This is a genomic window from Methylosinus sp., from assembly GCF_036560965.1.
Lineage (GTDB): Bacteria > Pseudomonadota > Alphaproteobacteria > Rhizobiales > Beijerinckiaceae > Methylosinus.
On the sequence record NZ_DATBQF010000028.1, the window covers coordinates 66,344 to 89,590 of the forward strand.

General features: G+C 66.0%; 22 protein-coding genes. 13 read left to right on the forward strand and 9 right to left on the reverse strand.

Translation table 11 applies throughout. From position 1 onward, the window contains the following. The first annotated feature begins 77 nt into the window (after positions 1–77). Both VIF40_RS08980 and VIF40_RS08985 read left to right on the forward strand, forming a co-directional pair. Positions 78–1,481, forward strand: coding sequence for a glycosyltransferase (locus tag VIF40_RS08980; RefSeq protein WP_331937181.1), 1,404 nt, complete (start codon positions 78–80; stop codon positions 1,479–1,481). 101 nt (positions 1,482–1,582) lie between these two features. Then, entirely contained in the window at positions 1,583–1,966 is a 384-nt protein-coding gene (locus tag VIF40_RS08985; protein ID WP_331937182.1) for a hypothetical protein, read from the forward strand. 102 nt (positions 1,967–2,068) lie between these two features. On the opposite strand, the gene VIF40_RS08990 is transcribed toward VIF40_RS08985, so the two are convergent. Together VIF40_RS08990 and VIF40_RS08995 are read right to left on the reverse strand one after the other, a co-directional pair. Beyond that, complete coding sequence (locus VIF40_RS08990; protein ID WP_331937183.1) at positions 2,069–2,419, reverse strand: hypothetical protein; 351 nt, start codon at positions 2,417–2,419, stop codon at positions 2,069–2,071. Positions 2,420–2,585: 166 nt separating this feature from the next. Continuing rightward, positions 2,586–4,355, reverse strand: a complete 1,770-nt coding sequence (locus tag VIF40_RS08995; protein WP_331937184.1) for an alkaline phosphatase family protein — start codon at positions 4,353–4,355, stop codon at positions 2,586–2,588. A gap of 404 nt (positions 4,356–4,759) precedes the next feature. On the opposite strand from VIF40_RS08995, the gene glyA reads away from it, so the two are divergent. The 4 genes from glyA (at position 4,760) to VIF40_RS09015 (ending at position 8,358) form a co-directional block, all read left to right on the forward strand. Further along, the gene (gene glyA / locus VIF40_RS09000) at positions 4,760–6,034 is read left to right on the forward strand and encodes a serine hydroxymethyltransferase (protein WP_331937185.1); all 1,275 of its coding nucleotides are present in this window, start codon (positions 4,760–4,762) and stop codon (positions 6,032–6,034) included. Positions 6,035–6,105: 71 nt separating this feature from the next. After that, the gene (gene nrdR, locus VIF40_RS09005) at positions 6,106–6,615 is read left to right on the forward strand and encodes a transcriptional regulator NrdR (RefSeq protein ID WP_331937186.1); all 510 of its coding nucleotides are present in this window, start codon (positions 6,106–6,108) and stop codon (positions 6,613–6,615) included. Further along, positions 6,612–7,751 (forward strand): bifunctional diaminohydroxyphosphoribosylaminopyrimidine deaminase/5-amino-6-(5-phosphoribosylamino)uracil reductase RibD, encoded by a 1,140-nt coding sequence (ribD, locus tag VIF40_RS09010; protein ID WP_414684774.1) that lies wholly within the window; start codon positions 6,612–6,614, stop codon positions 7,749–7,751. The genes nrdR and ribD overlap by 4 nt, the downstream gene beginning before the upstream one ends. A gap of 1 nt (position 7,752) precedes the next feature. Continuing rightward, positions 7,753–8,358 carry a riboflavin synthase gene (locus tag VIF40_RS09015; protein WP_331937188.1) on the forward strand — a complete coding sequence of 202 codons (606 nt, stop codon included), beginning with the start codon at positions 7,753–7,755 and terminating at the stop codon, positions 8,356–8,358. Between the two features lie 136 nt (positions 8,359–8,494). Here the strand turns inward: VIF40_RS09015 and VIF40_RS09020 are convergent, their stop codons facing one another. Next, positions 8,495–8,965, reverse strand: coding sequence for a hypothetical protein (locus VIF40_RS09020; RefSeq protein WP_331937189.1), 471 nt, complete (start codon positions 8,963–8,965; stop codon positions 8,495–8,497). Between the two features lie 287 nt (positions 8,966–9,252). Here VIF40_RS09020 and ribH point away from each other — a divergent pair, with 287 nt between their 5' ends. The 4 genes from ribH (at position 9,253) to VIF40_RS09040 (ending at position 13,673) form a co-directional block, all read left to right on the forward strand. Further along, positions 9,253–9,753 (forward strand): 6,7-dimethyl-8-ribityllumazine synthase, encoded by a 501-nt coding sequence (gene ribH / locus VIF40_RS09025; protein WP_331937190.1) that lies wholly within the window; start codon positions 9,253–9,255, stop codon positions 9,751–9,753. Beyond that, a complete protein-coding gene (nusB, locus tag VIF40_RS09030) occupies positions 9,750–10,208 on the forward strand; it encodes a transcription antitermination factor NusB (RefSeq protein ID WP_331937191.1) in 459 nt (152 codons plus the stop codon). The genes ribH and nusB overlap by 4 nt, the downstream gene beginning before the upstream one ends. 93 nt (positions 10,209–10,301) lie before the next feature. Beyond that, a complete protein-coding gene (thiL, locus tag VIF40_RS09035; RefSeq protein ID WP_331937192.1) occupies positions 10,302–11,285 on the forward strand; it encodes a thiamine-phosphate kinase in 984 nt (327 codons plus the stop codon). A 204-nt stretch (positions 11,286–11,489) separates the two neighbouring features. Continuing rightward, positions 11,490–13,673, forward strand: a complete 2,184-nt coding sequence (locus VIF40_RS09040; RefSeq protein ID WP_331937193.1) for a sodium-translocating pyrophosphatase — start codon at positions 11,490–11,492, stop codon at positions 13,671–13,673. A 205-nt stretch (positions 13,674–13,878) separates the two neighbouring features. Here the strand turns inward: VIF40_RS09040 and VIF40_RS09045 are convergent, their stop codons facing one another. From VIF40_RS09045 to VIF40_RS09055, 3 genes are all read right to left on the reverse strand, one after another. Then, positions 13,879–14,478, reverse strand: coding sequence for a hypothetical protein (locus VIF40_RS09045; RefSeq protein ID WP_331937194.1), 600 nt, complete (start codon positions 14,476–14,478; stop codon positions 13,879–13,881). Between the two features lie 40 nt (positions 14,479–14,518). Further along, entirely contained in the window at positions 14,519–16,024 is a 1,506-nt protein-coding gene (locus VIF40_RS09050; RefSeq protein ID WP_331937195.1) for a YcjX family protein, read from the reverse strand. Positions 16,025–16,306: 282 nt separating this feature from the next. After that, complete coding sequence (locus VIF40_RS09055; protein WP_331937196.1) at positions 16,307–16,846, reverse strand: histidine phosphatase family protein; 540 nt, start codon at positions 16,844–16,846, stop codon at positions 16,307–16,309. 375 nt (positions 16,847–17,221) lie between these two features. Here VIF40_RS09055 and VIF40_RS09060 point away from each other — a divergent pair, with 375 nt between their 5' ends. From VIF40_RS09060 to VIF40_RS09070, 3 genes are all read left to right on the forward strand, one after another. Then, positions 17,222–17,527, forward strand: a complete 306-nt coding sequence (locus VIF40_RS09060; RefSeq protein ID WP_331937197.1) for a hypothetical protein — start codon at positions 17,222–17,224, stop codon at positions 17,525–17,527. Positions 17,528–17,643: 116 nt separating this feature from the next. Next, positions 17,644–18,009: a tRNA-binding protein gene (locus tag VIF40_RS09065; protein ID WP_331937198.1), complete on the forward strand. Its 366-nt coding sequence runs from the start codon at positions 17,644–17,646 to the stop codon at positions 18,007–18,009. A gap of 31 nt (positions 18,010–18,040) precedes the next feature. Continuing rightward, the gene (locus VIF40_RS09070) at positions 18,041–18,250 is read left to right on the forward strand and encodes a hypothetical protein (RefSeq protein WP_331937199.1); all 210 of its coding nucleotides are present in this window, start codon (positions 18,041–18,043) and stop codon (positions 18,248–18,250) included. A 3-nt stretch (positions 18,251–18,253) separates the two neighbouring features. Here VIF40_RS09070 and VIF40_RS09075 read toward each other — a convergent pair whose 3' ends face one another. From VIF40_RS09075 to ppdK, 3 genes are all read right to left on the reverse strand, one after another. Beyond that, positions 18,254–19,339, reverse strand: a complete 1,086-nt coding sequence (locus VIF40_RS09075; protein WP_331937200.1) for a cell wall hydrolase — start codon at positions 19,337–19,339, stop codon at positions 18,254–18,256. Between the two features lie 153 nt (positions 19,340–19,492). Next, positions 19,493–19,912 carry a secondary thiamine-phosphate synthase enzyme YjbQ gene (locus VIF40_RS09080; RefSeq protein ID WP_331937201.1) on the reverse strand — a complete coding sequence of 140 codons (420 nt, stop codon included), beginning with the start codon at positions 19,910–19,912 and terminating at the stop codon, positions 19,493–19,495. Positions 19,913–20,523: 611 nt separating this feature from the next. Then, complete coding sequence (gene ppdK, locus VIF40_RS09085) at positions 20,524–23,205, reverse strand: pyruvate, phosphate dikinase (protein WP_331937202.1); 2,682 nt, start codon at positions 23,203–23,205, stop codon at positions 20,524–20,526. Positions 23,206–23,247 lie beyond the last annotated feature (42 nt).

A 23,247-nucleotide genomic window follows, 5' to 3' on the forward strand; every position in this document is an offset into this window, starting at 1 on the left:
GGCCTTCAAACGTCTCTGCTTTCAGCCGAGATCGTGTGGAGTTCTTCATGGCCCGGATCGTCTTTATGGTATGGCCGATGACGGACTCCGTCATTTCCGGGCTGAAAATCGCGCGCGGCCTGCGCTCGAGAGGACACGACGTCTCCTATCTCGGACCCGCGGACAGCAGACCCTTCGTCGAGCCGCATGGATTTTTCTTTACCCCTCTCTACGCAGAAGCGTTGCCGGAGACGCCGACCGCCGACTCTATGAAGAGCTGGAGCGCGCAGGAGCGCCGAGACTATCGGCGATCGAGAAGCGAAGCGATTCGCGCGCTGCTGGAAGCGGTGGCGTCGGACCAGAATCGGGAGTTTCAGCATCTCGTCGCCGGCCTGGCGCCCGATCTGTTGATCATTCATAGCTCCGACTTCGAGGTGGTCATCCCGTCGCTATTGGCGATCGAGGCGGGAGTCGCCTGCGTCTACCTCAACTCCATACTGGCGAGCGCGGAAGAGTGCGGCTTGCCGCCTCTGGCGACGTCCATCATTCCGAACGACCGCTGGCTGTCGTCCGTTCGAATCTGGCTGGCCTGGAAAAAATTGACCCTCTCGCGCCGCATTTCTGCAGCGCTCGCCTTTTGCTTCGCGCGCGGGCAAAAGAATCCGCTCTCGGAGGCGAGCAGGCGTATCGCCGAGCGTTGCCGTTATCCTCGCGAGCTCGTCGGATCGAGCGACACATTGCGCCTGAAGGCGCGTCTGCCGGAGTTGATCGCCTGGCCGCGTCGACTGGATTTTCCGGTCGCCGAGCGACCAGGCCGCTATTATCTGGGGTGCAATATCGATCTCGAGCGGGAGCAGGCGGATTTTCCGTGGGATCAGCTCGATTCGCGGCCGTTGATCTATTGCGCCCTCGGCACTCTGACGTGGTTCCGGCGAGACCAGTATCTGGCGTTTTTTCAGGCGGTGCTGGACGTCGCCGCGACGAGGCCGAACGATCGATGGGTCGTATGTCTCTACGACGCCGTCGCGCCGGAGGATTTCGCGAGCGTTCCCGCCAATGTCATCCTCGTGAAGCGAGCGCCTCAGCTGGCGCTTCTGCCGCTGACCAAAATCGCGATCATTCATGGCGGCGCCAACAGCATGAAGGAGTGCGCTTATTTCGGCGTGCCGATGATCGTCTTTCCGATCGGCTTCGATCAGCCGGGAAATGCGGCGAGGATCGTCTACCACGGTCTCGGCCTGCGCGGAGAAATTCGCAAAATCTCGGCGATCGGGCTGGCGGCTCTGCTGGAGCAGGTGGAAAAAGACCCATTCATTCGCCTTCAGGCGCGATTGATGGGAGAAGCGTTGCGCGCCGAGGGCAATGACAGAGGGATCGACTTCGTCGAATCATTGCTTCCCGGCTCTCGCCGCGAGCCGGGCGGGGACGAGCCTCGTCTCGTTCCGCATCGGGACATCGGCCGCGATCGCGCCGAAGCCGCGCTCTCCGACGCGTCGCGCTGAAGTCCGCCGCGCCCCGGAAACGCGCCCCGAGCCCGCGCGAGACATTTGCGACGGCCTCGAATATGCTGCCGCTCCCTGTTCGGTCCCAGGAGTGCAGACCCATGTCCGAGGCGGCGTCCGGCCTCAATCTCGATCCCGTTGGCGATGATTTCATTCTGAGCCGCACTGGCGACGATGGCGTGACGGCTAGAATCGTCCTCACCGCCGCCGATATTCTCGATCTGACGCGCTCGGCCCTCAAGCTGCGCGAGAGGGATCTCGCCGAGCGGCAGTCGGCGAGCGGCGAGGTCGAGGCTGTGCTGGCGACGCCGGTGGAGACGGTCTCGCTGCATCGCGAGATGCTCGGCGACAATCTGCTCCTCACCTTTGTCTCGCCGGACGGCAATCGGCTGGCCTTCGCTCTGCCCTCGGCGCTCGCCGCCGATCTCGTGGAGCGGCTCTCGAGCGTTCTCGCGACGCAGGTCGCCGCGCCGGCGCGGCAGTGAGCAAAAGCGTTTCCAGGCGGAGTGGACGCGGTTCGGCGTCGGAGACGCGTCGAAAATAAAGCCGAGGCTCTGTTTCGATGAAGCAGGGAAACAGTCCCGGCCTCATGGCGAGACGCGATATTCCTCGGTGAGGTCGCCGCGGATCAGCGTGACGATCTTCTCCGTTCCCGAGCGAATCCAGCGCGCGTGGCAGATCTTCGGGCCGCACAGCACTTCGGGGAAACGGTAGAGCGGCTTGCCGGAGGCGAGCTTGAGGCCGAATTCGGCGTCCGGCCGCCAGCCCTGGGCGGCGAGCTGGTCGCGATACTCGCGATAGATCGGCAGCTGTGAGAATTCGTCGTCCTGCGCGGCGGCCGCTCTCGAGACCAGGATCGAGCCCAGCGCCGCGACCAGGATGAGAAGCGAGCCCGAGCAAGCGAGCCTCGCGAGCCGACCGACGTCCGAGGAAATCATCTTGGCGCGCCCCCTCTGCGGCGCGGGCGGAACATGTCCGCGCCCGCCGGTTTCATCGCATGATTCCCGCCGCTCTGAAAAGTTCGCCGTGCGGCGAAACCTCCGCCCGAAAGCCATCGGCCCCGCTCGCGCGGGGCCGATCGTCTCGTGTCCGCTTCGTCGCGGATCATCTCTCGGCGGATTCGAGCGCTCGCGCCAGGCTGTGAACCTCCGCGTCGCGCGAGGCGAGCGGGGCGAGGTGGTAGCGCTCCTCGATCAGCTTCAGGATCGAGGTCGTGTCGTAATTCGCATGATCCACCCCGGAGCGATCGAAGCGCTTGGAGATCAGCAGCGTCGGAATGCGCGTGCCGGGACCCCAGCGATCATGCGCGCCGCCGCCGGCGTGATGATCGTGGTCGTGGTCGTGGTCGTGATCGTGGCCGTGGTGATGGTCCCACTCGGCCACACGCTCGTTCTGATAGGGCGGCGGCGGGACATGATCCCAGGAGCCGCCGAACTCGTCATAGGTGACGATGATCAGCGTGTCGCGTCCATCCGGGCCGTTCACGATCGATGCGATCAGATCGACGAGATGCGTGCTGCCGCCCGGCTCGCTGGCGTAGCCGGGATGCTCGTTCTCCGCGCCGATGAGCTTCACGAAGCTGACCGGCTTGAGCCGGCCGGTGTTGGCGGCCCGGACGAACTCCGCCTCGTCGCGCAGATGCGCGGCGCGAGCCGCCGTTCCCGGAGCATAGGCCTTGAAATAGTTGAACGGCTGATGGTGGAACTGGAACAGCTTGTCCGGGCAGTTCGGATAGGTCGCCGTGGCCATCGCATTCGCGTCGGCGCAATTCGGCCCGGCTCCATTGGTCCAGCCGGCCGCGCCGACGTCGCCATTGGCGTTGGACCAGCCGCCCGAATACCAGGCCCAGTCGACGCCGCGCGCGGAGAGACGATCGCCGATCGTCGGATTTTCCAGCGGGGGCAGGCGCTTCGCATTCGCCGTTCCGGGGGCGTAGGGCTGATACGAGGGCTGGATCGTGTTGATCGCGAAATCGCCGCAGACGACATTCGCCGGCGTCGCCGGCCGTCCCGACGGCGGGTTGCAGGAGGCGGTCAGCTGCGCGTCCTTGGCGGAAGAGCCGAGCGGGGACGTGTAGAGCGGCGTGCCGGTCGCCATGCCGTTCGCGTCGACGACCGAGTGAAGATCATTCCCGGAAGCGTCGTTGAGCGCATTGGCGAAAGCCGGCGTCGTCGCGGCGACGAGCCATTGGTGATTGAGGAAGGAGCCGCCGAAGGCCGACTGGAAGAAATGATCGGCGATGACGTAATGCGGCGCGCCATGCTTGTGGAGCGCGACATAGATCGGCAGCTTGGTGGTGTCGTAATAGCCCATCGAGAGGCCGGCGGCGTCGCTGCCCGTCACATAGCGGTTCTGCTTGCCGCCGTTGATCTGGAACTGCTCGCTGTAGAAGCGATGCACGAGATCGCGCGTGCAGCCGCCGGTGAGGGCGCCGGCGGAATTCTTCAGCAAGCCGTTCGAAGCGGAGACCCCCGGCGCCGGACAGGTCTTGTCCGTCGCGGCGATGACGTTGTCGATCTCGAAGGGCTTGTCGGGGAAGGCGCTCACGAAGGGCGTCGCGCCGGTCGTATCCGTGCAGCTCGTCGCCAGCGGCGAGGGCGAGGTGAGATTCACATCGTTCTGCAGCAGGCAGGAATAGGCGGTCGTTCCGTCGGCGCGGACTTGCTTGCTATGCGCCGGATCGGCGAAAGGTAGACCCTGCACCGGCTCGCCATTCACCGCGCCCCATAGACCGAACAAATTGTCGAAGCTGTGGTTTTCCTGGTAGATGACGACGATATGATCGAACTCGCGCAGAGACTCGGAACGCGCGGGGGTCAAGGCCGTCGCGCAGGCGACGGCCGTGAGGCCGCATATTGAATGCTTCAGAAACATTTTTGTAGCCCCCAGATATCAGGCGGCGCGGACGCTAGCGACGGAACATATCGAGGCGATGACAGCGGCGGCGGCCGGAAAAAGCCCGGCGGCGGCGCGTTTGGCGGCCCGAATGTCGTCGACGCCGCGACAAACTCCTATTCCTGCGGCCGCGCCGCCCCTTTTCGTCCCTGCGAGAGCGTGATAAGCGAACGCGATAAACCGATGCGCGAGCGCGCATTCTGCGGACGAATGTCGGTCGGCCGAGAGAATTTTGCGCTAGAAATGGAAGTTCGAGGCCATGAGGGACCGTCGCCGCCGGCGCTCCCGCGAAACCCCGCTTCCCGCGAACGGCTTCCCCGAAGGCGCGGGCGAGTCGGGAGCCGCCGTCCCTTGCCGCGCCTTGTCTCGATAGAGGATGCTAAATGAGCCAATCCGCTTTCTTCACTGCCTCGCTCGCCGATTCGGACCCTGATCTCGCCAAGGCCATCGGCCTCGAGCTCGGCCGTCAACGCGACGAGATCGAGCTCATCGCCTCCGAGAACATCGTGTCAAAGGCGGTTCTGGAAGCGCAAGGCTCTGTTCTGACGAACAAATATGCGGAGGGCTATCCGGGCAAGCGCTACTATGGCGGCTGCCAGTTCGTCGACATCGCCGAAAATCTCGCGATCGAGCGCGCCAAGCAGCTGTTCGGCTGCGGATTCGCCAATGTGCAGCCGAACTCCGGCAGCCAGGCCAATCAGTCGGTCTTCCTCGCTCTGGCGACGCCGGGCGACACCTTCATGGGCCTCGACCTCGCGGCCGGCGGCCATCTGACCCATGGCTCGCCGGTCAATCTCTCCGGCAAATGGTTCAAGCCGGTGCCCTATACGGTGCGCAAGGACGATCAGCGCATCGACATGGAGCAGGTCGCGGCGCTCGCCGCCGAGCACAAGCCGAAGATCATCATCGCGGGCGGCTCCGGCTATTCGCGCATTTGGGACTTCGAGGCTTTCCGCAAGATCGCGGATAGCGTCGGCGCCTATTTCATGGTCGATATGGCGCATTTTGCCGGTCTGGTGGCGGCGGGACTGCATCCCTCGCCCTTCCCGCATGCGCATATCGTCACCACCACGACGCATAAGACGCTGCGCGGCCCGCGCGGCGGCATGGTGCTGACCAATGACGAGGACATCGCCAAGAAGATCAATTCGGCGGTCTTCCCCGGCCTGCAGGGCGGCCCGCTGATGCACGTCATCGCCGGCAAGGCGGCGGCCTTCGGCGAGGCGCTGAAGCCCGAGTTCAAGGCCTATCAGCAGCAGGTGAAGGACAACGCCCAGACTCTGGCGCAGACGCTCGTCGACGCCGGTCTCGCCATCGTCTCCGGCGGCACCGACAATCATCTGATGCTGGTCGATCTGCGCCCGAAGAAGCTGACCGGCAAGGCGGCGGAAGCCGCGCTCGGCCGCTCGCACATCACCTGCAACAAGAACGGCATCCCCTTCGATCCGGAGAAGCCCTTCGTCACCTCCGGCGTTCGGCTCGGCTCCCCGGCCGCCACCTCGCGCGGCTTCGGCACGGCGGAGTTCAAGCTCGTCGGCGGCTACATCGTCGAGGTGCTGGACGGGCTCGCGGCCAAGGGCGAGGCGGAAAACGCCGCGACCGAGGCGGCGGTGAAGGAGAAGGTCCACGCGTTGACGGCGAAATTCCCGATCTATTGATCGGCGCCCTCTCCCTCTCCCCGCTCGCGGGGAGAGGGAAGCCGCGCTATCGTCGGCGGTAAGGTGAGGCCATGCGCTGTCCCTATTGCGGTTCGCCAGACACGCAGGTGAAGGACTCGCGTCCGGCCGAGGATTCGTCTTCGATCCGTCGCCGCCGGGTGTGTCCCGGCTGCGGCGGGCGTTTCACCACTTTCGAGCGCGTGCAGCTGCGCGAGCTGATCGTGGTCAAGAAATCGGGCCGCCGCGTCCCCTTCGATCGTGACAAGCTGATGCGCTCGCTGGAGGTCGCTCTGCGCAAGCGCCCCATCGATCCGGAGCGTGTCGAGCGCATGGTGAATGGCGTCGTGCGCCAGCTCGAGAGCTCCGGCGACACGGAGATCGAGAGCGCGCAGATCGGCGAATTGGTGATCCAGGGCCTCAAATCGCTCGATGACGTGGCTTATGTGCGTTTCGCCTCCGTCTATCGCGATTTTCGCGAGGTCGGCGACTTCCATGCGCTGATCGACGAATTGTCGCATAGCGACGCGGAGCAGAGCGCGGATAAGGCGCAGGACGCCGAAACCGCGCCGGGCGGGAGATGACCGCGACGAAGCCGGAAACCGAATCTCAAGCGCTATCGGACGATGCCTTCATGGCGGCGGCGCTGGCGCTCGGCCGGCGCAATCTCGGCCGCACGGGGCCGAACCCTTCGGTCGGCGCGCTGATCGTCAAGGACGGCGTCGTCATCGCGCGCGGCCACACAGCGCTGGGCGGCCGCCCGCACGCCGAGGCCATCGCCGTGGCGGCGGCCGGCGAGGCGGCGCGCGGCGCGACGCTCTACGCCACGCTGGAGCCTTGCTCGCATCACGGCGCGACGCCGCCCTGCGTGGACACGATCCTCGCCGCCGGCATCGCGCGGGTCGTCTCGGCGCTCGAGGACCCGGACGAGCGCGTCGCCGGCCGCGGCCATGCGCGGCTGCGCGAGGCCGGCGTCGAGGTGACGACCGGCGTGCGCGCCGCGCAGGCCCGCGCCGATCATCTCGGCCACATATTGCGGGTGACGCAGGGGCGGCCGATGGTCACTCTGAAGCTCGCCCAGACGGCGGACGGCTACGCCGCCGGGGCGGACCATGATCCGCGCCTCTTCATCACCGGCGCGCTGGCCGATTCGGTCACTCATATCGAGAGATCGCTGCACAGCGCGATCATGGTCGGCCATGGCACGGCCGCGGTCGACGATCCGCTGCTCACCGTGCGCCTGCCGGGACTCGAGAGCTTCAAGCCGCTGCGCGTGGTTCTGGACCCGCGTCTGCGCCTGTCGCGCAGCTCGCGCCTCGCCGCCACCGCGCGCGAGACGCCGACGCTGGTCATCGCCGGCGAGGGCGTCACGGAGGCCGAGGCGCAGGATTTCGCCGCCGCGACCGGGATCGAGGTGGCGCGCGTCGGGCTCGACGCCGCTGGCCGAATTGTGCTCGGCGAGGCGCTGGGCGAGCTGGGGCGGCGCGGAATCACGCGCGTCTTCAGCGAGGGCGGCCCGCGTGTCGCCGAGAGCCTGCTCGTCGCCGCGCTCGCCGACGACGTCGTCATTCATACGGGCTTGCGGCCGCTCGGCCGGCCGGGGCGGCCCGCTTTCTCCGCCACGGCGCGGGCCATTCTCGAGGATGAGAGCCGCTATCGCCTCGCCGACGCCGCCATGCTCGGCGTCGACCGCCTGACCCGCTACGAGAGGATCGGCTGAAATGTTCACGGGCCTCGTCACCGACGTCGGCGAAATTCTTTCGGTCGAGCCGCGCGGCGAATTGCGCCGCATCGCCATCGCCTGCCATTATCCGCTGGATGGGATCGCGCTCGGCGCCTCGATCGCCTGCTGCGGCCCTTGCCTGACGGCGGTGGGGCTGCGGCGCGAGGGCGAGCGCACAGTGTTCGAGGTGGACGCCGCCGCCGAGACTCTGGCGCGCACGACGGCCGGCGAATGGGTCGTCGGCCGCCGCATCAATCTCGAGCGCTCGCTGAAGATCGGCGACGAGCTCGGCGGCCATATCGTCACCGGCCATGTCGACGGCGTCGCGACGATTTTTTCCCGCGAAGATTTCGACGGCATGTCGCGCTTCTGGATCGCGGCGCCGCATGACTATGCGCGCTTCATCGCGGAGAAGGGCTCTGTGGCGCTGGATGGAACCTCGCTCACCGTGAATGCGGTGGAGGGCGATCGTTTCTCCGTGCTGATCATCCCGCACACGCTCAATGTGACGACATGGGGCGGCTACAGGGCAGGGGACCGCCTCAATCTCGAGGTCGATCTGATGGCGAGATACGCCGCCCGGCTGGCGGAAGCGGGGAAGTAGGGTCTCGTCGCTCGGCTCGCGACGACGGCGTTTTCGTCGTCTTGCAGAAACATTGAGGGCTTTCTTCTTTCGTATCGGATCGCATAGCCCTCGCGACGTCATGGCGTGGGTGGTCGGGACGAAGTAAGCAAGTTGTTTAAATATTGCTGAAGTTGTTAAATTCGAAATACGTGGATTTACCTCCGGCGAGGCGTTCAAATTTATCAACGAATTTCATCAAATCTTCGTATTGTAGAAAATAGCTGCACCGGCCACCGGCACCAAATCCTTTTTTCCAATATTCTGGATGTGGAGTGTATGCTCTGACCTTCATTGCAAGCAACCCAGTGGCATTCAACGGGGACACAGAAATGTGGAAATGCTCGCTGTCGATATTATTGCCTGCGTCATCGAAATATCCTCCGGATATAAATTGTTCTCCAATCAATGGAAAATTGCCAAGCGCGGACAAGAAATTCTCGATCTCTGTGACGCTGAAAAATGCCGCTCCGCGCGCACAAAAACCTTCCGCAAATGCTCGTATTCCCAATTCGATAGAGTGGTCGGTGCGCTCTCCGGCGTACAAAAAAATGTGCGCTTCCGTCTCAGATGAACTCGAGATCGACATTTAATCCTCGTCTCGGTTGGCAAAGCATTTGATTACGGGCTGATGGCCGTCGGCGCAATTATGCGCCCGCCGACATTCGCGAGTAGTAGGCTTTCCGCGAAAATATGTGTATCCATCGCGGCTTCGTTTCACAGAGCGTCGCGCGCCCCCTCCCCAACCCTCCCCCGCGGGAGAGGGAGCAGGTTGCGCGCTTCATCGAGAGTGCGCGCAACGCTCGCCGCATCCCTCTCCCGCGGAGCGGGGGAGGGTGAGGGAGGGGGCAGCCCCCTCCGCCCATGGAGTCATGAATGGCAGGGTCCTACCGCGCCGATGACGATGATCTCGCGCCCGTCGAAGGCGCGCGCATTCTCGTCGTCGAATCGCATTTCAACGAAGATATCGTCGAGCTTCTGCACGAGGGCGCCGTCCACGCGCTCGAGGAGCTCGGCTGCGACGTCACCACCATCACCGTTCCCGGCGCGCTGGAGCTGGCGGCGGGCGCGGCCATAGCGCTCGACGCCGCCGAGGCCGCCGGCGCGCCCTATGAGGGCGTGGTCGCGCTCGGCTGCGTCATTCGCGGCGACACCTATCATTTCGAGATCGTCGCCAATGAGAGCGCCCGCGCGCTCACCGATCTCTCGGTCGCGCGCCGTCTGCCGCTCGGCAATGGCGTCCTGACCGTGGACAATGAGGAGCAGGCGACCGTGCGCGCCGATCCCAAGCAGGGCGGGGCCGACAAGGGCGGCGACGCGGCGCTGGCCGCGCTGGCGCTGGTGCGCTTGAAGCGCAAGCTCGGAGGCCGCTCGTGAGCGTCGAGGAGAGATCGGCGGCGCGGCTCGCCGTCGTGCAGGCGCTCTATCAGATGGAGGTCGCCGGCAAGGGCCTCAACGAGATCTACGCCGAATTCGAGGTCCATTGGATCGGCCGCGAGATCGAGGGCGTGCAATATAAGCCAGCCGAGCTGCAGTTCTTCCGCGATATCGTGAAGGGCGTGCTCGACAATCAGGCGACCATCGACCGCGCGCTCGATTCCGCGCTGCAGGGCGGCTGGCCGTTGCAGCGCATCGAATCGGTGATGCGCGCCATATTGCGCGCCGGCGGCTATGAGCTGGGGTTTCGGCGCGATATCCCTGTCAAAGTGGTCATCAAGGAATATGTTGACGTCGCCGGCGCGTTTTTCGGCTCGACCGAATCCGGCATGATCAACGCCGTGCTGGATCGCCTGGCGCGGCAGGCGCGGCCGGAGCATTTCGCCGAGAAGTGAGGCGCGCTGGCCCTTCGGGGCCTCCTCAGGATGAGGGACTGGTTCGTAAAGGGCGATGCGAGGCTGAAGAGGCTCGCTTCCGAGGAAGAACGCATGGCGGAGCGCCGCTTCAGCGAGGACGAGCTGATCGCCGAAATCTTCGCGCCCCTCGCCGCGGAGGGCGGCTTCGGCCTGCGCGACGACGCCGCTCTGCTGCCGCTGCGCGGAGCGCAGGAGATCGTCGTCACCACCGACGCGCTCGTGTCCGGCGTGCATTTCCTGCCCGACGATGCGCCGGGCCTCGTCGCCAGGAAAGCCTTGCGCGTAAATCTCTCCGATCTCGCGGCCAAGGCGGCGGAGCCGATCGGCTTTCTGCTCACGCTGGCGCTGCCGCCCGACTGGACCAATGATTGGGCGCGCGGCTTCGCCGCCGGCCTCGCCGAGGATGCGCGCGCATTCGCCTGCCCGCTCTATGGCGGCGACACCACGGCGACTCCCGGGCCGCTGACCATTTCCATCACCGCCTTCGGCCGCGCGACGCGCTTCGTCTCGCGTTCGGGCGCGCGGCCGGGGGATCGCATCTTCGTTTCCGGGACCATAGGCGACGCCGCGCTCGGCCTCGGCGTCGCCCGCGGCGAGGCCTTCGCGGAAAGGCTCGGCGAGGCGGCGCGGGCGCAGCTGCTCGACCGCTACCTGCTGCCACGGCCGCGCCTGCCGTTGATCGCGGCGCTGCGCGGCCACGCCAGCGCGGCAATGGATATCTCCGACGGGCTCGGCGGCGATCTCGCCAAGCTTTTGCGCGCGAGCGGCGTGAGCGCGCGGGTGGAGCTCGCGCGGGTCCCGCTCTCCGATGCAACGCGCGCGGCGGTCGCGGTGGAGCCTGCGCTCTTCGAGCGCGCAATCACGGGCGGCGACGATTATGAAATCCTCTGCTGCGCGGCTCCCGCCGCCTGCGCGGCGATCACGCAGGCGGCGCGCGAGGCGGGCGTCGCCTTGACCGAAATCGGCGCGGCCACAGCCGGCGCCGAGCCGCCACAATTCTTCGGATCGACTGGAAATATTATCAATTTCAGTCGCCTATCCTTCAGCCACTTCTAACCGCCGAGGCGCCGCGCGACCTTTGCCGCCATTGCCGAAAACCCGCGTTTCTGGCATGACTGAAGCGATATTCCCCGGCGCCGCAGACGAACGATTCGACTGCGGTCTGACCGTCGTTGTGTCGCCGGGACGAATTAGCCGCAAGCGCGGACGACGAGAACAGATCAGCGCGCGCGGCCGAGGAACGGAGAGGGCGCAATCGTCATGGTATTGTTTCTCAGCATCGTCTTTGGACTATTGTCCATCGCCTATGGCGTCAAGACTTGGCAAGAGCTCGAGAAGGCAGACGCCGGCTCCGCGCGCATGCAGGAAATCTCCGGCGCCGTCGCCGAGGGCGCGCAGGCCTATCTGAAACGCCAATATACGACGATCGCCTATGTCGGCGGCGTCATCTTCGTGCTGCTCGTCATTCTGCTCGGCTGGTGGGTCGCCTTCGGCTTCCTCATCGGCGCGGTGCTCTCGGGCGCGGCCGGCTTCATCGGCATGAATGTCTCGGTGCGCGCCAATGTCCGCACCGCGCAGGCGGCGACGGTGTCGCTCGCCGGCGGCCTCGACATCGCCTTCAAGGCGGGCGCGATCACCGGCCTACTGGTCGCCGGCCTCGCTCTGCTCGGCGTCGCGGTCTACTATTTCGTCCTCACCGTCTTCGCGGGCTATGCGCCCTCCGACCGCGTGGTGGTCGATGCGCTGGTTGCGCTCGGCTTCGGCGGCTCGCTGATCTCCATCTTCGCGCGTCTCGGCGGCGGCATCTTCACCAAGGGCGCGGACGTCGGCGCCGATCTGGTCGGCAAGGTCGAGGCCGGCATTCCGGAGGATGATCCGCGCAACCCCGCCACCATCGCGGACAATGTCGGCGACAATGTCGGCGATTGCGCCGGCATGGCGGCCGATCTCTTCGAGACCTATGTCGTGACCATCGTCGCCACCATGGTGCTGGCGTCGATCTTCTTCGCCGGCCAGGACGGGCTTTCTTCGGCGATCGTCTATCCGCTGGCGATCGGCGGCCTCAGCATCGTCACCTCCATTGCCGGCACCTATTTCGTGAAGCTCGGCGCCGATGATTCCGAGATCGGCAAGGTCTCGGGCCCGCTGTTCGAGAAGATCGGCGTGCCGGACACGATCATGGGCGCGCTCTACAAGGGCCTCATCGCCGCTGGCGTGCTGTCGATCGGCGGGCTCTTCCTCGCCACCACCTTCACGGTCGGCTGGGGCGAGATCGGCAAGGCCAATGGCGAGGCGATCCACGGCTATGGCCTGTTCTTCGCCGGCCTCATCGGCCTCGTCGTGACCGGCCTCATCGTTTATATCACCGAATATTACACCGGCACGGGCAAGCGTCCCGTGGTGTCGATCGCCCAGGCCTCGGTCACGGGCCATGGCACCAATGTGATCCAGGGTCTCGCCATCTCGCTCGAGGCGACGGCGGCGCCGGCGATCGTCATCGCGCTCGGCATCATCTTCGCCTATCAGGCGGCCGGGCTCTATGGCGTCGCCATAGCGGTGACGACCATGCTCGGCCTCGCCGGCATCGTCGTCGCGCTCGACGCCTTCGGCCCGGTGACCGACAATGCCGGCGGCATCGCCGAAATGGCCGGCCTGCCCAAGGAAGTGCGTCACAATACCGATGCGCTGGACGCTGTCGGCAACACCACCAAGGCGGTGACCAAGGGCTACGCCATCGGCTCCGCCGGTCTCGGCGCGCTGGTGCTGTTCGCCGCCTATTCCAATGATCTGCGGCATTTCACCGAGAGCGGCGTTCCTTATTTCAAGGATATCGGCAAGGTCGATTTCGATCTCGCCAATCCTTATGTCGTCGCCGGCCTCATCCTCGGCGGCCTCATCCCCTATCTCTTCAGCGGCATCGCCATGACGGCGGTCGGCCGCGCGGCGGGCTCGGTGGTGGAAGAAGTGCGGCGGCAGTTCAAGGAGAAGCCCGGCATCATGGACGGCGCCGAGCGCCCGGATTATGGCCGCGCGGTCGATCTGCTGACGCAGGCGGCGATCAAGGAGATGATCATTCCCTCGCTTCTGCCGGTGCTGGCGCCGATCGTCGTCTATTTCGGCGTGACCATCATCTCCGGCTCCAAGGCCAATGGCTTTGCGGCGCTGGGCGCGGCGCTGCTCGGGGTGATCGTCAACGGCCTGTTCGTCGCGCTCTCGATGACCTCCGGCGGCGGCGCCTGGGACAACGCCAAGAAGAGTTTTGAAGACGGCTTCGTCGATAAGGACGGCGTCACCCACTACAAGGGCGGCGACGCGCACAAAGCCTCGGTGACCGGCGACACGGTCGGCGACCCCTATAAGGACACCGCCGGCCCGGCCGTGAATCCGGCGATCAAGATCACCAATATCGTGGCGCTGCTGCTGCTGGCGATTTTGGCGCGGTGAGGCGATAGCGACATATCGCGAAGCGTTTAGAAGAGGCGGGGGCGACCCCGCCTTTTTCGTTTCGGCTTCGGTTCTCCGTTTATCTCGACGTTTCTCGATAGGGGCCGATTTTCGCTTCCGAGGAAGAGCGCGATGGCCGTCGTTCGAGAGAAATTCGCTACGCAGGTGGAGCGCGACATGTTGGCGGCGATCCGGCGCGTCATGATCATCCGCCGCTCTTCGTGATCTTTATCGCCGTCAATAGATCTTCGACGGAATCGGCTATAGAGCGATCGGCGTCCTGCGGCGACGTCTCCAACCATAAATTGATCAGCCCGCAGCCGTCATCCGCCGAGACCGCGACAATGTCGTGGCTCGCGCGCCCGTCTTTCTGATAAGTCTCAAAATCGCGGCGCCACCCGACGAAGCTTCCAAATCGCGCCGCCCGCTCCTCGCCCTTCGTTTTCGCGCTCTGGTAAGGGGCAAAAAGCCACATTGGGGACCGTCCCTCGAGGACGCTTTTCGACACTGCCTCGGCGAGTTGGTGAGGTGGCTCATTCAATACGGCCAGCCAAACGAGCCCCCGAACGAATCGCCCCGGCTCGCGGTGAAGGCTTTCGATCACGGCCGTGGCGTGATCGCCGAGCAGCCCCAGCGCCCAATTGGAATTGCCGATCGAAACTGTGTAGGTGATTTCGTTTCCTTCGCCGTTTCGAACGATGACAAAAGGATGGCCACTAGAGAGGAGCTTGCACCCGAACTCTTCGGCTCGGACGTCTCGGACAAAAATCGAGACGATGAAAATCGTCGTGAAAGCGCGAAGCATCGTCATGCTCCAATTTTTCTGTAAATGAGTCGCGGCTACGTCACCCCAGCCGATCCCCGAACAAAAACTCCATCGCCCGATCCAGCCGGATATGCGGCAAGGGCAAAGGCTCCTTGTCGCGGCCGAGGGCGGCGATCGGCGGGCGGAATTTCAGGAAGCGGAAATCGGCGTCCTCCTCGGGCAACGCCAGAGCGTCGCCGCGAAAAACGAGGCGCGGATCGGCGGGCAATTCGCCCGGAAAAATCGCCCCCTCCGCCACGCCGTCGAACACGTCGTCGCCGATGCGCTCGCCAGCGATCGGCGTGCCGACGATTGCCGCGAGCGATTCCCCGTCATGCTTGACGATCGCCTCGCGGGTCGCGCGCGCGGCGGCGAGCGCGATGACGTCGATCGTCGCGCCGACGCCCTCGGCCCGCTCGATCGCCCGCGAGGTCAAATGCCGCAGCACCGCCTCCAGCCGGTCGTGACTCGTGTGGTGGAGATGGTCGGCCTTGGTCGCCGCGAAGAGAATGCGGTCGATCTTCGGACGGAAGATCGTCGCCAGCAGACTGGAGCGGCCGGTGCGAAAGGCGGTCAGCACATCGGCGAGCGCGCTCTCGAGGTCGCGCACGGCGGCCGGGCCGGAGTTCAGCGCGGCGAGCGCGTCGACCAGCACGATCTGCCGATCGAGCCGCGCGAAATGATCGCGGAAGAAGGGCCGCACCACATGAGTCTTATAGGCCTCGTAGCGGCGCTCCATCATCGCTGCGAGGCTCCCGGACGGAGGCGCCGAGCCTTCTTCCACCGGCAGCGGCGCGAAGGTCAGCGCCGGCGAGCCCTCGAGCTCGCCCGGCATCAGAAAGCGGCCGGGCGGCAGCGTCGAGAGCGCGAAACGCTCGGTCTTGGCGGCGCGCAGATAATTGGTGAACAGCGCCGCGAGCTTGCGCGCATCGTCCTCGGAGGCGCGGCCGAGCGGATCGGTCCCCGCCGTGGCGCCGCGCCAGTCGGCGGCGATGGTCGCGCGCGCGGCCGCCGCGGCCGCCTCCAGCGTCTCGCGCGACCATTGCGCGTAGGATTTCTCCAGCAGTGGTAGGTCCAGCAGCCATTCGCCCGGGTAGTCGACGATGTCTATGTCGAGCCGCGCCGGACCGGAGCGCAAGCCGCCCAGCAGCCCGGCGGCCTTGCGGTCATATTCCAGCGTCACCCGCAGCTCGGAGATGCGTCGCGTCGATTGTGGCCAATGGCGGTCGGCGCCGGTCAGCGCGGAAAGGTGCTCCTCATAGGCGAAGCGCGGCACGGCGTCGTCGGGCTGCGGATCGAGATGGGCGCTGCGCAGGCGATTCTCGGCAGCGACGCGGAACACGGGCAGCTGATTCTTGCGGCTGGACCCGGCGCTGCGCACGGCGACGGCGCGGGTCAGATGATGCACGAGCGAGGTGATGAACACCGTCTTGCCGGAGCGCGACAGGCCGGTCACGCCCAGGCGCAGGCGTCCGCCCGCCAAAAAGTCCTTCAGGCTGGCGGCGGCGACGGTGGTCTCGAAGAGAAGGTCGGAAATCTGCGACAAGGGCGTGCTGGCTCGGGCGGCGGGGCCGTCTGATGTAACAAGCGGCCGGCGATTTGGGTAGGGCGCGCACTGTTCGCCAGCGCACAAACGCCGTGGGGCGGGCCGACTAATCTCCACACATCGCAAATGACGCGACGCACCTAATTCGGAGAAACCCCATGAAGAAGCTTTTCCTCACCCTTAGCCTCATCGCCGGCTTCGTCTTCAGCGCGGCCGGCGCGCAGGCCTTCAATCCGCAGCCCGACCCGCCCGGCATGCATGGCGGCGACGAGTAAGGACGGCTCAGTCCGGCTCGTCGGCGACGCCGCCGCGCAGATCGCCCGGCGTCACGAAACGCTCGAGATGGCCGGCGCCTTCGGCCACCTCCGCCCAGTCCGCGGCGTCGAAATCCAGCACCGCCAGCGCCGCGGTCGGATATTTGGAGCGCATGCGGGTGAGCGCCGCGGGCTCGCCGTCGGCGGCGAGAGCCGAGGCCAGCTCGGCGAAGCCGGGATTGTGGCCGATGGCGAGCAAGGTCGATATCTCGGCCGGCGTCTGACGCACGGCGTCCAGCAGCCGATCGGGCGTCGCGAGATAGAATTCATCGTCCAGCCGACGCTCGACGTCGCGCGGAAACGCCTCCAGCGCGAGGTCCAGCGTGCGCTTGGCCCGGCGCGCGTCGGAGGCGACGGCGAGATCCGGCGCCAGCCCGGCCTCGGCCAGATAGCGGCCGACCGAGCGGGCGTCGTCCTCCCCCCGCTTGGTCAGCGGGCGCTGACGGTCGCCTCCGGCGGAATGGGCGTCGGCTTTGGCGTGGCGCAGCAGGATGAGACGTCGCATCATTCGTTCGGTCCGATCGCGAGAGGCGGCGCGGAGCAGGGCGCCCCGAGCGGCTTTGAGGAAAAACGCGCCGCGCCGGCGCTCCGGACGCCCGTCCGGATAAAATCACTCTGCCCCGATCATAGCGAAAGTTTCGCGACGCGGCGCGCCCATATGCGTGGCGCCATGCGCCAGTCAGGCGAGCGAATTGCCGCGCCGATCCGCTCGTATGCGAGGTTTTCGAAGCGCTTCGGTTGCGCTATAGCAATTTCCCCAATGGCGGCCAGCCGCCGTTCCGCGCGCCCGAGGACGGAATTCTCGCGCGCGTGGCGGATTGAGATGGACATCAGGTGGACATAATCGGCGCTCGCGCCGTGAGAACTCGGGGGAAGGGAACGCATGATCCGCGAATTCCAATATCGTGGCGAAACTTTCAGGGTCAACGCGCATGGCGTCGCCGGCCACGAGGAGGTGTTCATCATGCACCTCGTCGAGGGCGAGGAAGAGGGTGAGATCTCCATCGACCGCATGACCGAGGAGAACGACACCAGCGCGCCGATCGACGCCATTTGCGTGATGCTGTGCGACAAGCTGATCATCGAGAACAGCATCGCCGTCGCCGATCCGGAGGGCGCCTTCGCCTGGGTCGAGATGAAGACGCTGCGCGACGTGCTGCCGACGCGCGACGACTGGGCCGCTCACTGACGCCGGCGCCGGCCCGCCGAGAGCGTGGGCCGGCGGCGAGTTTTCTTTGTCGAGAGGCCGCCTCGTGCGGCTTCTCGACGAAACGCGGCGCACAAGACGCGCCATGGACGAGACCCATGACTTTCGGCCCCGCCGCGCCCGCGGCCGCGCAGATCGATTTTTCACAATTTGCCGCCGTCGACATTCGCATCGGCACGATTATCGCCGCCCATGCTTTTCCCGAGGCGCGCAAGCCCGCCTATAGGCTCGAGATCGATTTCGGCGCGGGCCTCGGCGTGAAGCGCTCCAGCGCGCAGATCACGGTTCATTACGATGTTTCGACGCTGGTCGGGCGTCAGGTGGCGGCCGTGGTGAATGTCCCGCCGCGGCAGATCGGCAAATTCATGTCCGAGGCGCTGGTGCTGGGTTTTCCGGACGAAAATGGAGATGTTGTGCTGGTCGCGCCGGAGAGGGCCGTGCCGAATGGGGCAAGGTTGTATTGAGGGGGCTGCCGGCCGCCGCTATTCGAAGAAATTGATCAAAGCGACTAAATCGCGCAGCGACTTCAATAGGTCCAATCGATCGGCCCAGGCGGAGGTTCTTTCCCGAACCACGCATCCGATCGACGATAATGCGCGGAGCTTTTACGCACGATGGGGGTTTTGCGAGCTGCCCTATGATCCGCGCCGCGCGATGATCATTCGCATGGCCGATCTGCGGCTGAGCTTCGCGGAGCGTCAGTGAGGCTCACGTCTGTCCCGGCCGCAGCCGATAGAAGATGTGATGCCCGATCTTGTCCATCTTTTTCAATTGTTTAGCCCAGCGTGGCTGCACGTAATTGGCGTGGTAATGCGTCGAGCGGCCCACATCGGAAATATAGGTGTGGCCGTTCATCACCTCATCGGCGATGCGCTGGGCGGTGGCCCATGAGTCGGGCTCGGTGACGCGCAGCTTGCGGCCTTCGCAGGCGAAGGAGAATTGGCAGGCCTTGTAATGGCTGCGGTTCTGATAGACGACGCCGCAGACGCTGGTCGGATAGAGTCCCGAGGACACGCGATTCAGCACCACTTGCGCCACCGCGGCCTGACCCGCCTCCGGCTCGCTGCGCGATTCGAAATAGACCGCCTCGGCGAGGCAGCGCTTCTCGCGCGCCAGCTTGTCCGGATCGATCAGCGAGGCGTAATCTGGCGGCGCCTTGGCCGTCTGTATGGCGCGCGAGGGCGCGAAGGAGGCGACGGCGATCGGCACCGCATCGGGCTGCGCCGGCGTCGAGGAGGCCAGCGCCGCGGCGCGCGCGACCTGCTGCGTCGCGCCGTGGGCGGCGCGCTCGCGCATCGCCTCGGAGGCGCGCTGCGTCGTCGCCGAGCCGCGCTGCTGCGGGGAGACGTGGCCATTGCCGCGCTGCGTCGTCGGCGCGCTGCTGGAATCCTCGGGCAGATCGGCGGCCTCCGGGCCGGCGAGGGCGATCGTCGTCGTCTCGCCATCGGCGCCGAGCGAGATTTCCACTGTTTCGCCGTCGTTCCGTCTCGTGTCGAAAGAGGGACGCATGGCGATGACGGGATCGCCCTTCTTGCTGCGATCGACCTCCGGAAAGGCTTCGGCGTTGGGCTTCAGCGCGGCATGCGGCTCGCGCTCGTCCGGCTGCGCGTGGACATCCGCCTGCGAGCCGACCGAAAGGCTCGCCGTCTGCAGGCGCGCGAGATGCGGCGCCATGTTCCAGCCTTGCGAGGGGTCCTGTCCGGCCGCGGCGGTGAAGGACACCAACAGCCCCGCGCCCAGCCACCAGGGCGCGATGACGCCAATGGCCCAGCTCACTCCCGACCGACGACTCATACGCTGACGCCCCGTCTCGACCAGCGCAAGCGTAACCGAAACGCTACACGCAAACGCAGAAAAGCTTACGGGGAAAGCTTATCGCTCATTAGGCTTGCGGGTCTGTTACAGGCGCCGCGCGTCGCGCGTCCCGGATTGGATCAGCCTCGAGCGCTACTCGCCGAGCAGATGGGCGACGAGCTCGCGCGTCTGCGCGCCGCGGCGGTGCTCGCAGAGATAGATCCCTTGCCAGGTCCCGAGCGCCAATGCGCCGCGCGACAGTGGGATGGAGAGCTGCGTCTGCGTCAGCGCCGCGCGAATATGGGCGGGCATGTCGTCGGCGCCTTCGGTGTCGTGCTCATAGAGGCCATGGCCCTCGGGCGCGAGGCCGGAGAAGGCGCGCTCGAGGTCGCGCAGCACGGCCGGGTCGGCGTTCTCCTGAATGACCAGCGAGGCCGATGTGTGCCGGCAGAACAGCGTCACCAGGCCCGTCGTCATGCCTTCGCCGCGGGCCCAGGCGGCGATGACGCTGGTGACGTCGTAAAAGCCCTTGCCGCGGGTCTCGACATGGAAGTGGTGGATCGCCTGTCGCATGGATGGGACTGTGCGGGCGACGGGCGGCGATGTCCAGCGCGACCGCCGAGGCTCATCCGTCGGACGCGCGGCCTTTATTTGTTAGCGGATCGTTAACCAATGCGCGCCAGCGTTGGCTCATTGAGCTATCGATTCTCGGGAGGGACCTATGTGGCGACTCTTCACCATGCTTGGCGTTTTAGCCATTTCGGGCGTCCTCGGCGGACAGCGAGCGTCGGCCGCGCCGCAATCTCCGAGACCCGCCGCGGTCGGGCCGGCCTCGGACGCAAATTCGCTGGTTTGGCTGCCGCCAGCGGAAATCGCAGATAAAGCGCCGATAAAAGACGAGACGACCGGCTCGATCGCCAAAGAGTGCGGCGGCGCGCGCGGGCCCGCCACGATCGACGCGGCGGCGTTCGAGAAATTGCGGGCGGAGGTGGCGGCGCTGCACAGCGCGATCGAGGCGCTTCCAGCGTCCGTCCATGAAAGCCGGAAGATGGTCGGCGGCGCCAGGACAGTCCATGTCGAAAGACGCGTCGCCGTCGTCGAAAACCACCGCGCCTCGCGATCCTCGGCGCCACGGCCCTGACAGGCCGTGTCGCAAATCCTCTGGCGAGGCGGCCGGCGCCTCGCTACGCCGTGCCGGCCGCGGACGCCTTGCCCAGCGCCGCCTGCGCTGCGGCAAGCCGCGCGATCGGCACGCGATAGGGCGAGCAGGACACGTAATCGAGCCCCACGCTCTCGAAAAATGCGATCGAGACCGGATCGCCGCCATGCTCGCCGCAAATGCCGAGCTTGATCGAGGGGCGTGTGGCGCGGGCGCGCTCGGCCGCGAGGCGCACCAGCTCGCCGACGCCCTCCTGGTCGATGGTCACGAAAGGATCGGCCGCCAATATACCCTTTTGCGTATAGGCGCCGAGGAAGGAGCCGGCGTCGTCGCGCGAGACGCCGAGCGCCGTTTGCGTCAGGTCGTTGGTGCCGAAGGAGAAGAACTCCGCCGTCTCGGCGATCTCGGCGGCGCGCAGACAGGCGCGCGGCAGCTCGATCATCGTGCCGATGTGATATTTGGGCGCAAGGCCGGTCTCGGCTTCCACCGCCTTCGCCGTCGCCCTTATGCGCTCGGCGACGAAATCGAGCTCGGTCTTGGAGAAGACCAGCGGCACCATGATCTCGATCGAAGCCGGAACGCCGGTCTCGATCGCCGAGGCGATCGCCGCCTCGAAGATCGCGCGCGCCTGCATCTCGGCGATCTCCGGAAAAGCCACGGCGAGCCGCACGCCGCGAAAGCCCAGCATGGGGTTGAACTCGGAGAGCTCCTTGGCCCGCTGGCGCAATTTGGCCGGGTCCGCGCCCATGGCCTGCGCCACCTCGGCGATGTCGGCCTCCGTATGGGGCAAAAACTCGTGCAGCGGCGGGTCGAGCAGGCGGATCGTGACCGGCAGGCCGGCCATGATCTCGAACAGCTCCTGAAAATCGCTGCGCTGGATCGGCAGCAGCTTGGCGAGCGCGGCGCGCCGGCCCTCGACATCGTCGGCGAGGATCATCTCGCGCACGGCGACGATGCGATCGTCCTCGAAGAACATATGCTCGGTGCGGGCGAGGCCGACGCCCTCGGCGCCGAAGCGGCGGGCGGCGCGGGCGTCGGCGGGCGTCTCGGCGTTGGCGCGCACGCGCATGCGGCGGGCCTTGTCGGCCCATTCCATCAGCACGGCGAATTCGCCGGTGAGCTCGGGCTGGCGCATCTTCACCGCGCCGGCGATGACGCGTCCAGCGGAGCCGTCGATGGTGACGACATCGCCCTTGGCGAAGCGCCGCCCGGCGACCGTGAAGCTCTGGTCCTCATAGCTCACGCGGATCGCGCCGACGCCGGAGACGCAGGGCTTGCCCATGCCGCGCGCCACCACGGCGGCGTGCGAGGTCATGCCGCCGCGCGTCGTCAATATGCCCTCGGCGACATGCATGCCGCCAATGTCCTCGGGGCTCGTCTCGACGCGCACCAGAATGATTTTGCGGCCGGCGGCGGAGAGCGCCTCCGCCTCCTCGGCGTCGAAGACGATCTCGCCGACGGCGGCTCCCGGCGAGGCCGGCAGGCCGCTCGCGAGAATCGTCGGCTTCGCGTCCGGGTCGATCGTCGGATGCAGCAATTGGTCGAGCGACAGCGGATCGATGCGCAAAATGGCCTCGTCGCGCGTGATCAGCCCCTCATTGGCCATATCCACGGCGATTTTCAGCGCCGCGGGCGCGGTGCGCTTGCCGGTTCGCGTCTGCAGCATCCAGAGCTTCCCGCGCTCGACGGTGAACTCCATATCCTGCATGTCGCGATAATGCCGCTCGAGCAGATCGGAAACGTGGCGGAACTCCTCGAAGACGTCGGGCAGCGCCGCCTCCATCGAGGGACGGGTGGAGCCGCCGGCGCGGCGCGCGGCCTCGGTGATCGACTGCGGCGTGCGAATGCCGGCGACGACATCCTCGCCCTGGGCGTTGATCAGAAACTCGCCATAGAGCTCGCGCAGGCCCGTCGAAGGATTGCGGGTGAAGGCGACGCCGGTCGCGGAATTGTCGTCCATATTGCCGAAGACCATGGCCTGCACATTGACGGCCGTGCCCCAATCCTCGGGAATATTATGCAGCTGCCGGTAGATGAGCGCGCGATGATTCATCCAGGACGAGAACACTGCGCCGATCGCGCCCCATAATTGCTCGCGCGGCTCCTGCGGAAAGGGGCGGGAAGTCGCTTTCTCGACAATCGTCTTGAATGTGCCGACGATCGTACGCCAATCGGCCGCCGAGAGGTCGGTGTCGAGGACGAGGCTCTTCTCGGCTTTGTAATGCTCCAGCGCGTCCTCGAACTCATGATGCTCGAGCCCGAGCACCACGGTCGCGTACATTTCGATGAAACGGCGGTAGGAATCATAGGCGAAGCGCTCATTGCGGGCGATCCCCGCCAGCGCTCCGACCGTGTCGTCGTTGAGGCCGAGGTTCAGCACCGTGTCCATCATGCCGGGCATGGAGGCGCGGGCGCCGGAGCGCACGGAGACGAGCAAAGGCCATTTGGCCTCGCCGAAGCTGTGGCCGGCGAGCTTGCCGAGACGCTCCAGCGCGGCGTCGATCTGCGCGCCGAGCTCGGCCGGATAGGTCTTGCCATTCGCATAGAAGTGCGAGCAGACCTCGGTGGTTATGGTGAAGCCCGGGGGAACCGGCAAGCCGAGCCCGGCCATTTCGGCGAGATTGGCCCCCTTGCCGCCGAGCAGGTTCTTCATCACGGCCGCGCCTTCGGCCGCGCCGCCGCCGAAATTATAGACCCATTTGGTCATAGCATCATTTTCCGGGCGCCACGCTGCGGCGCAACATACAAG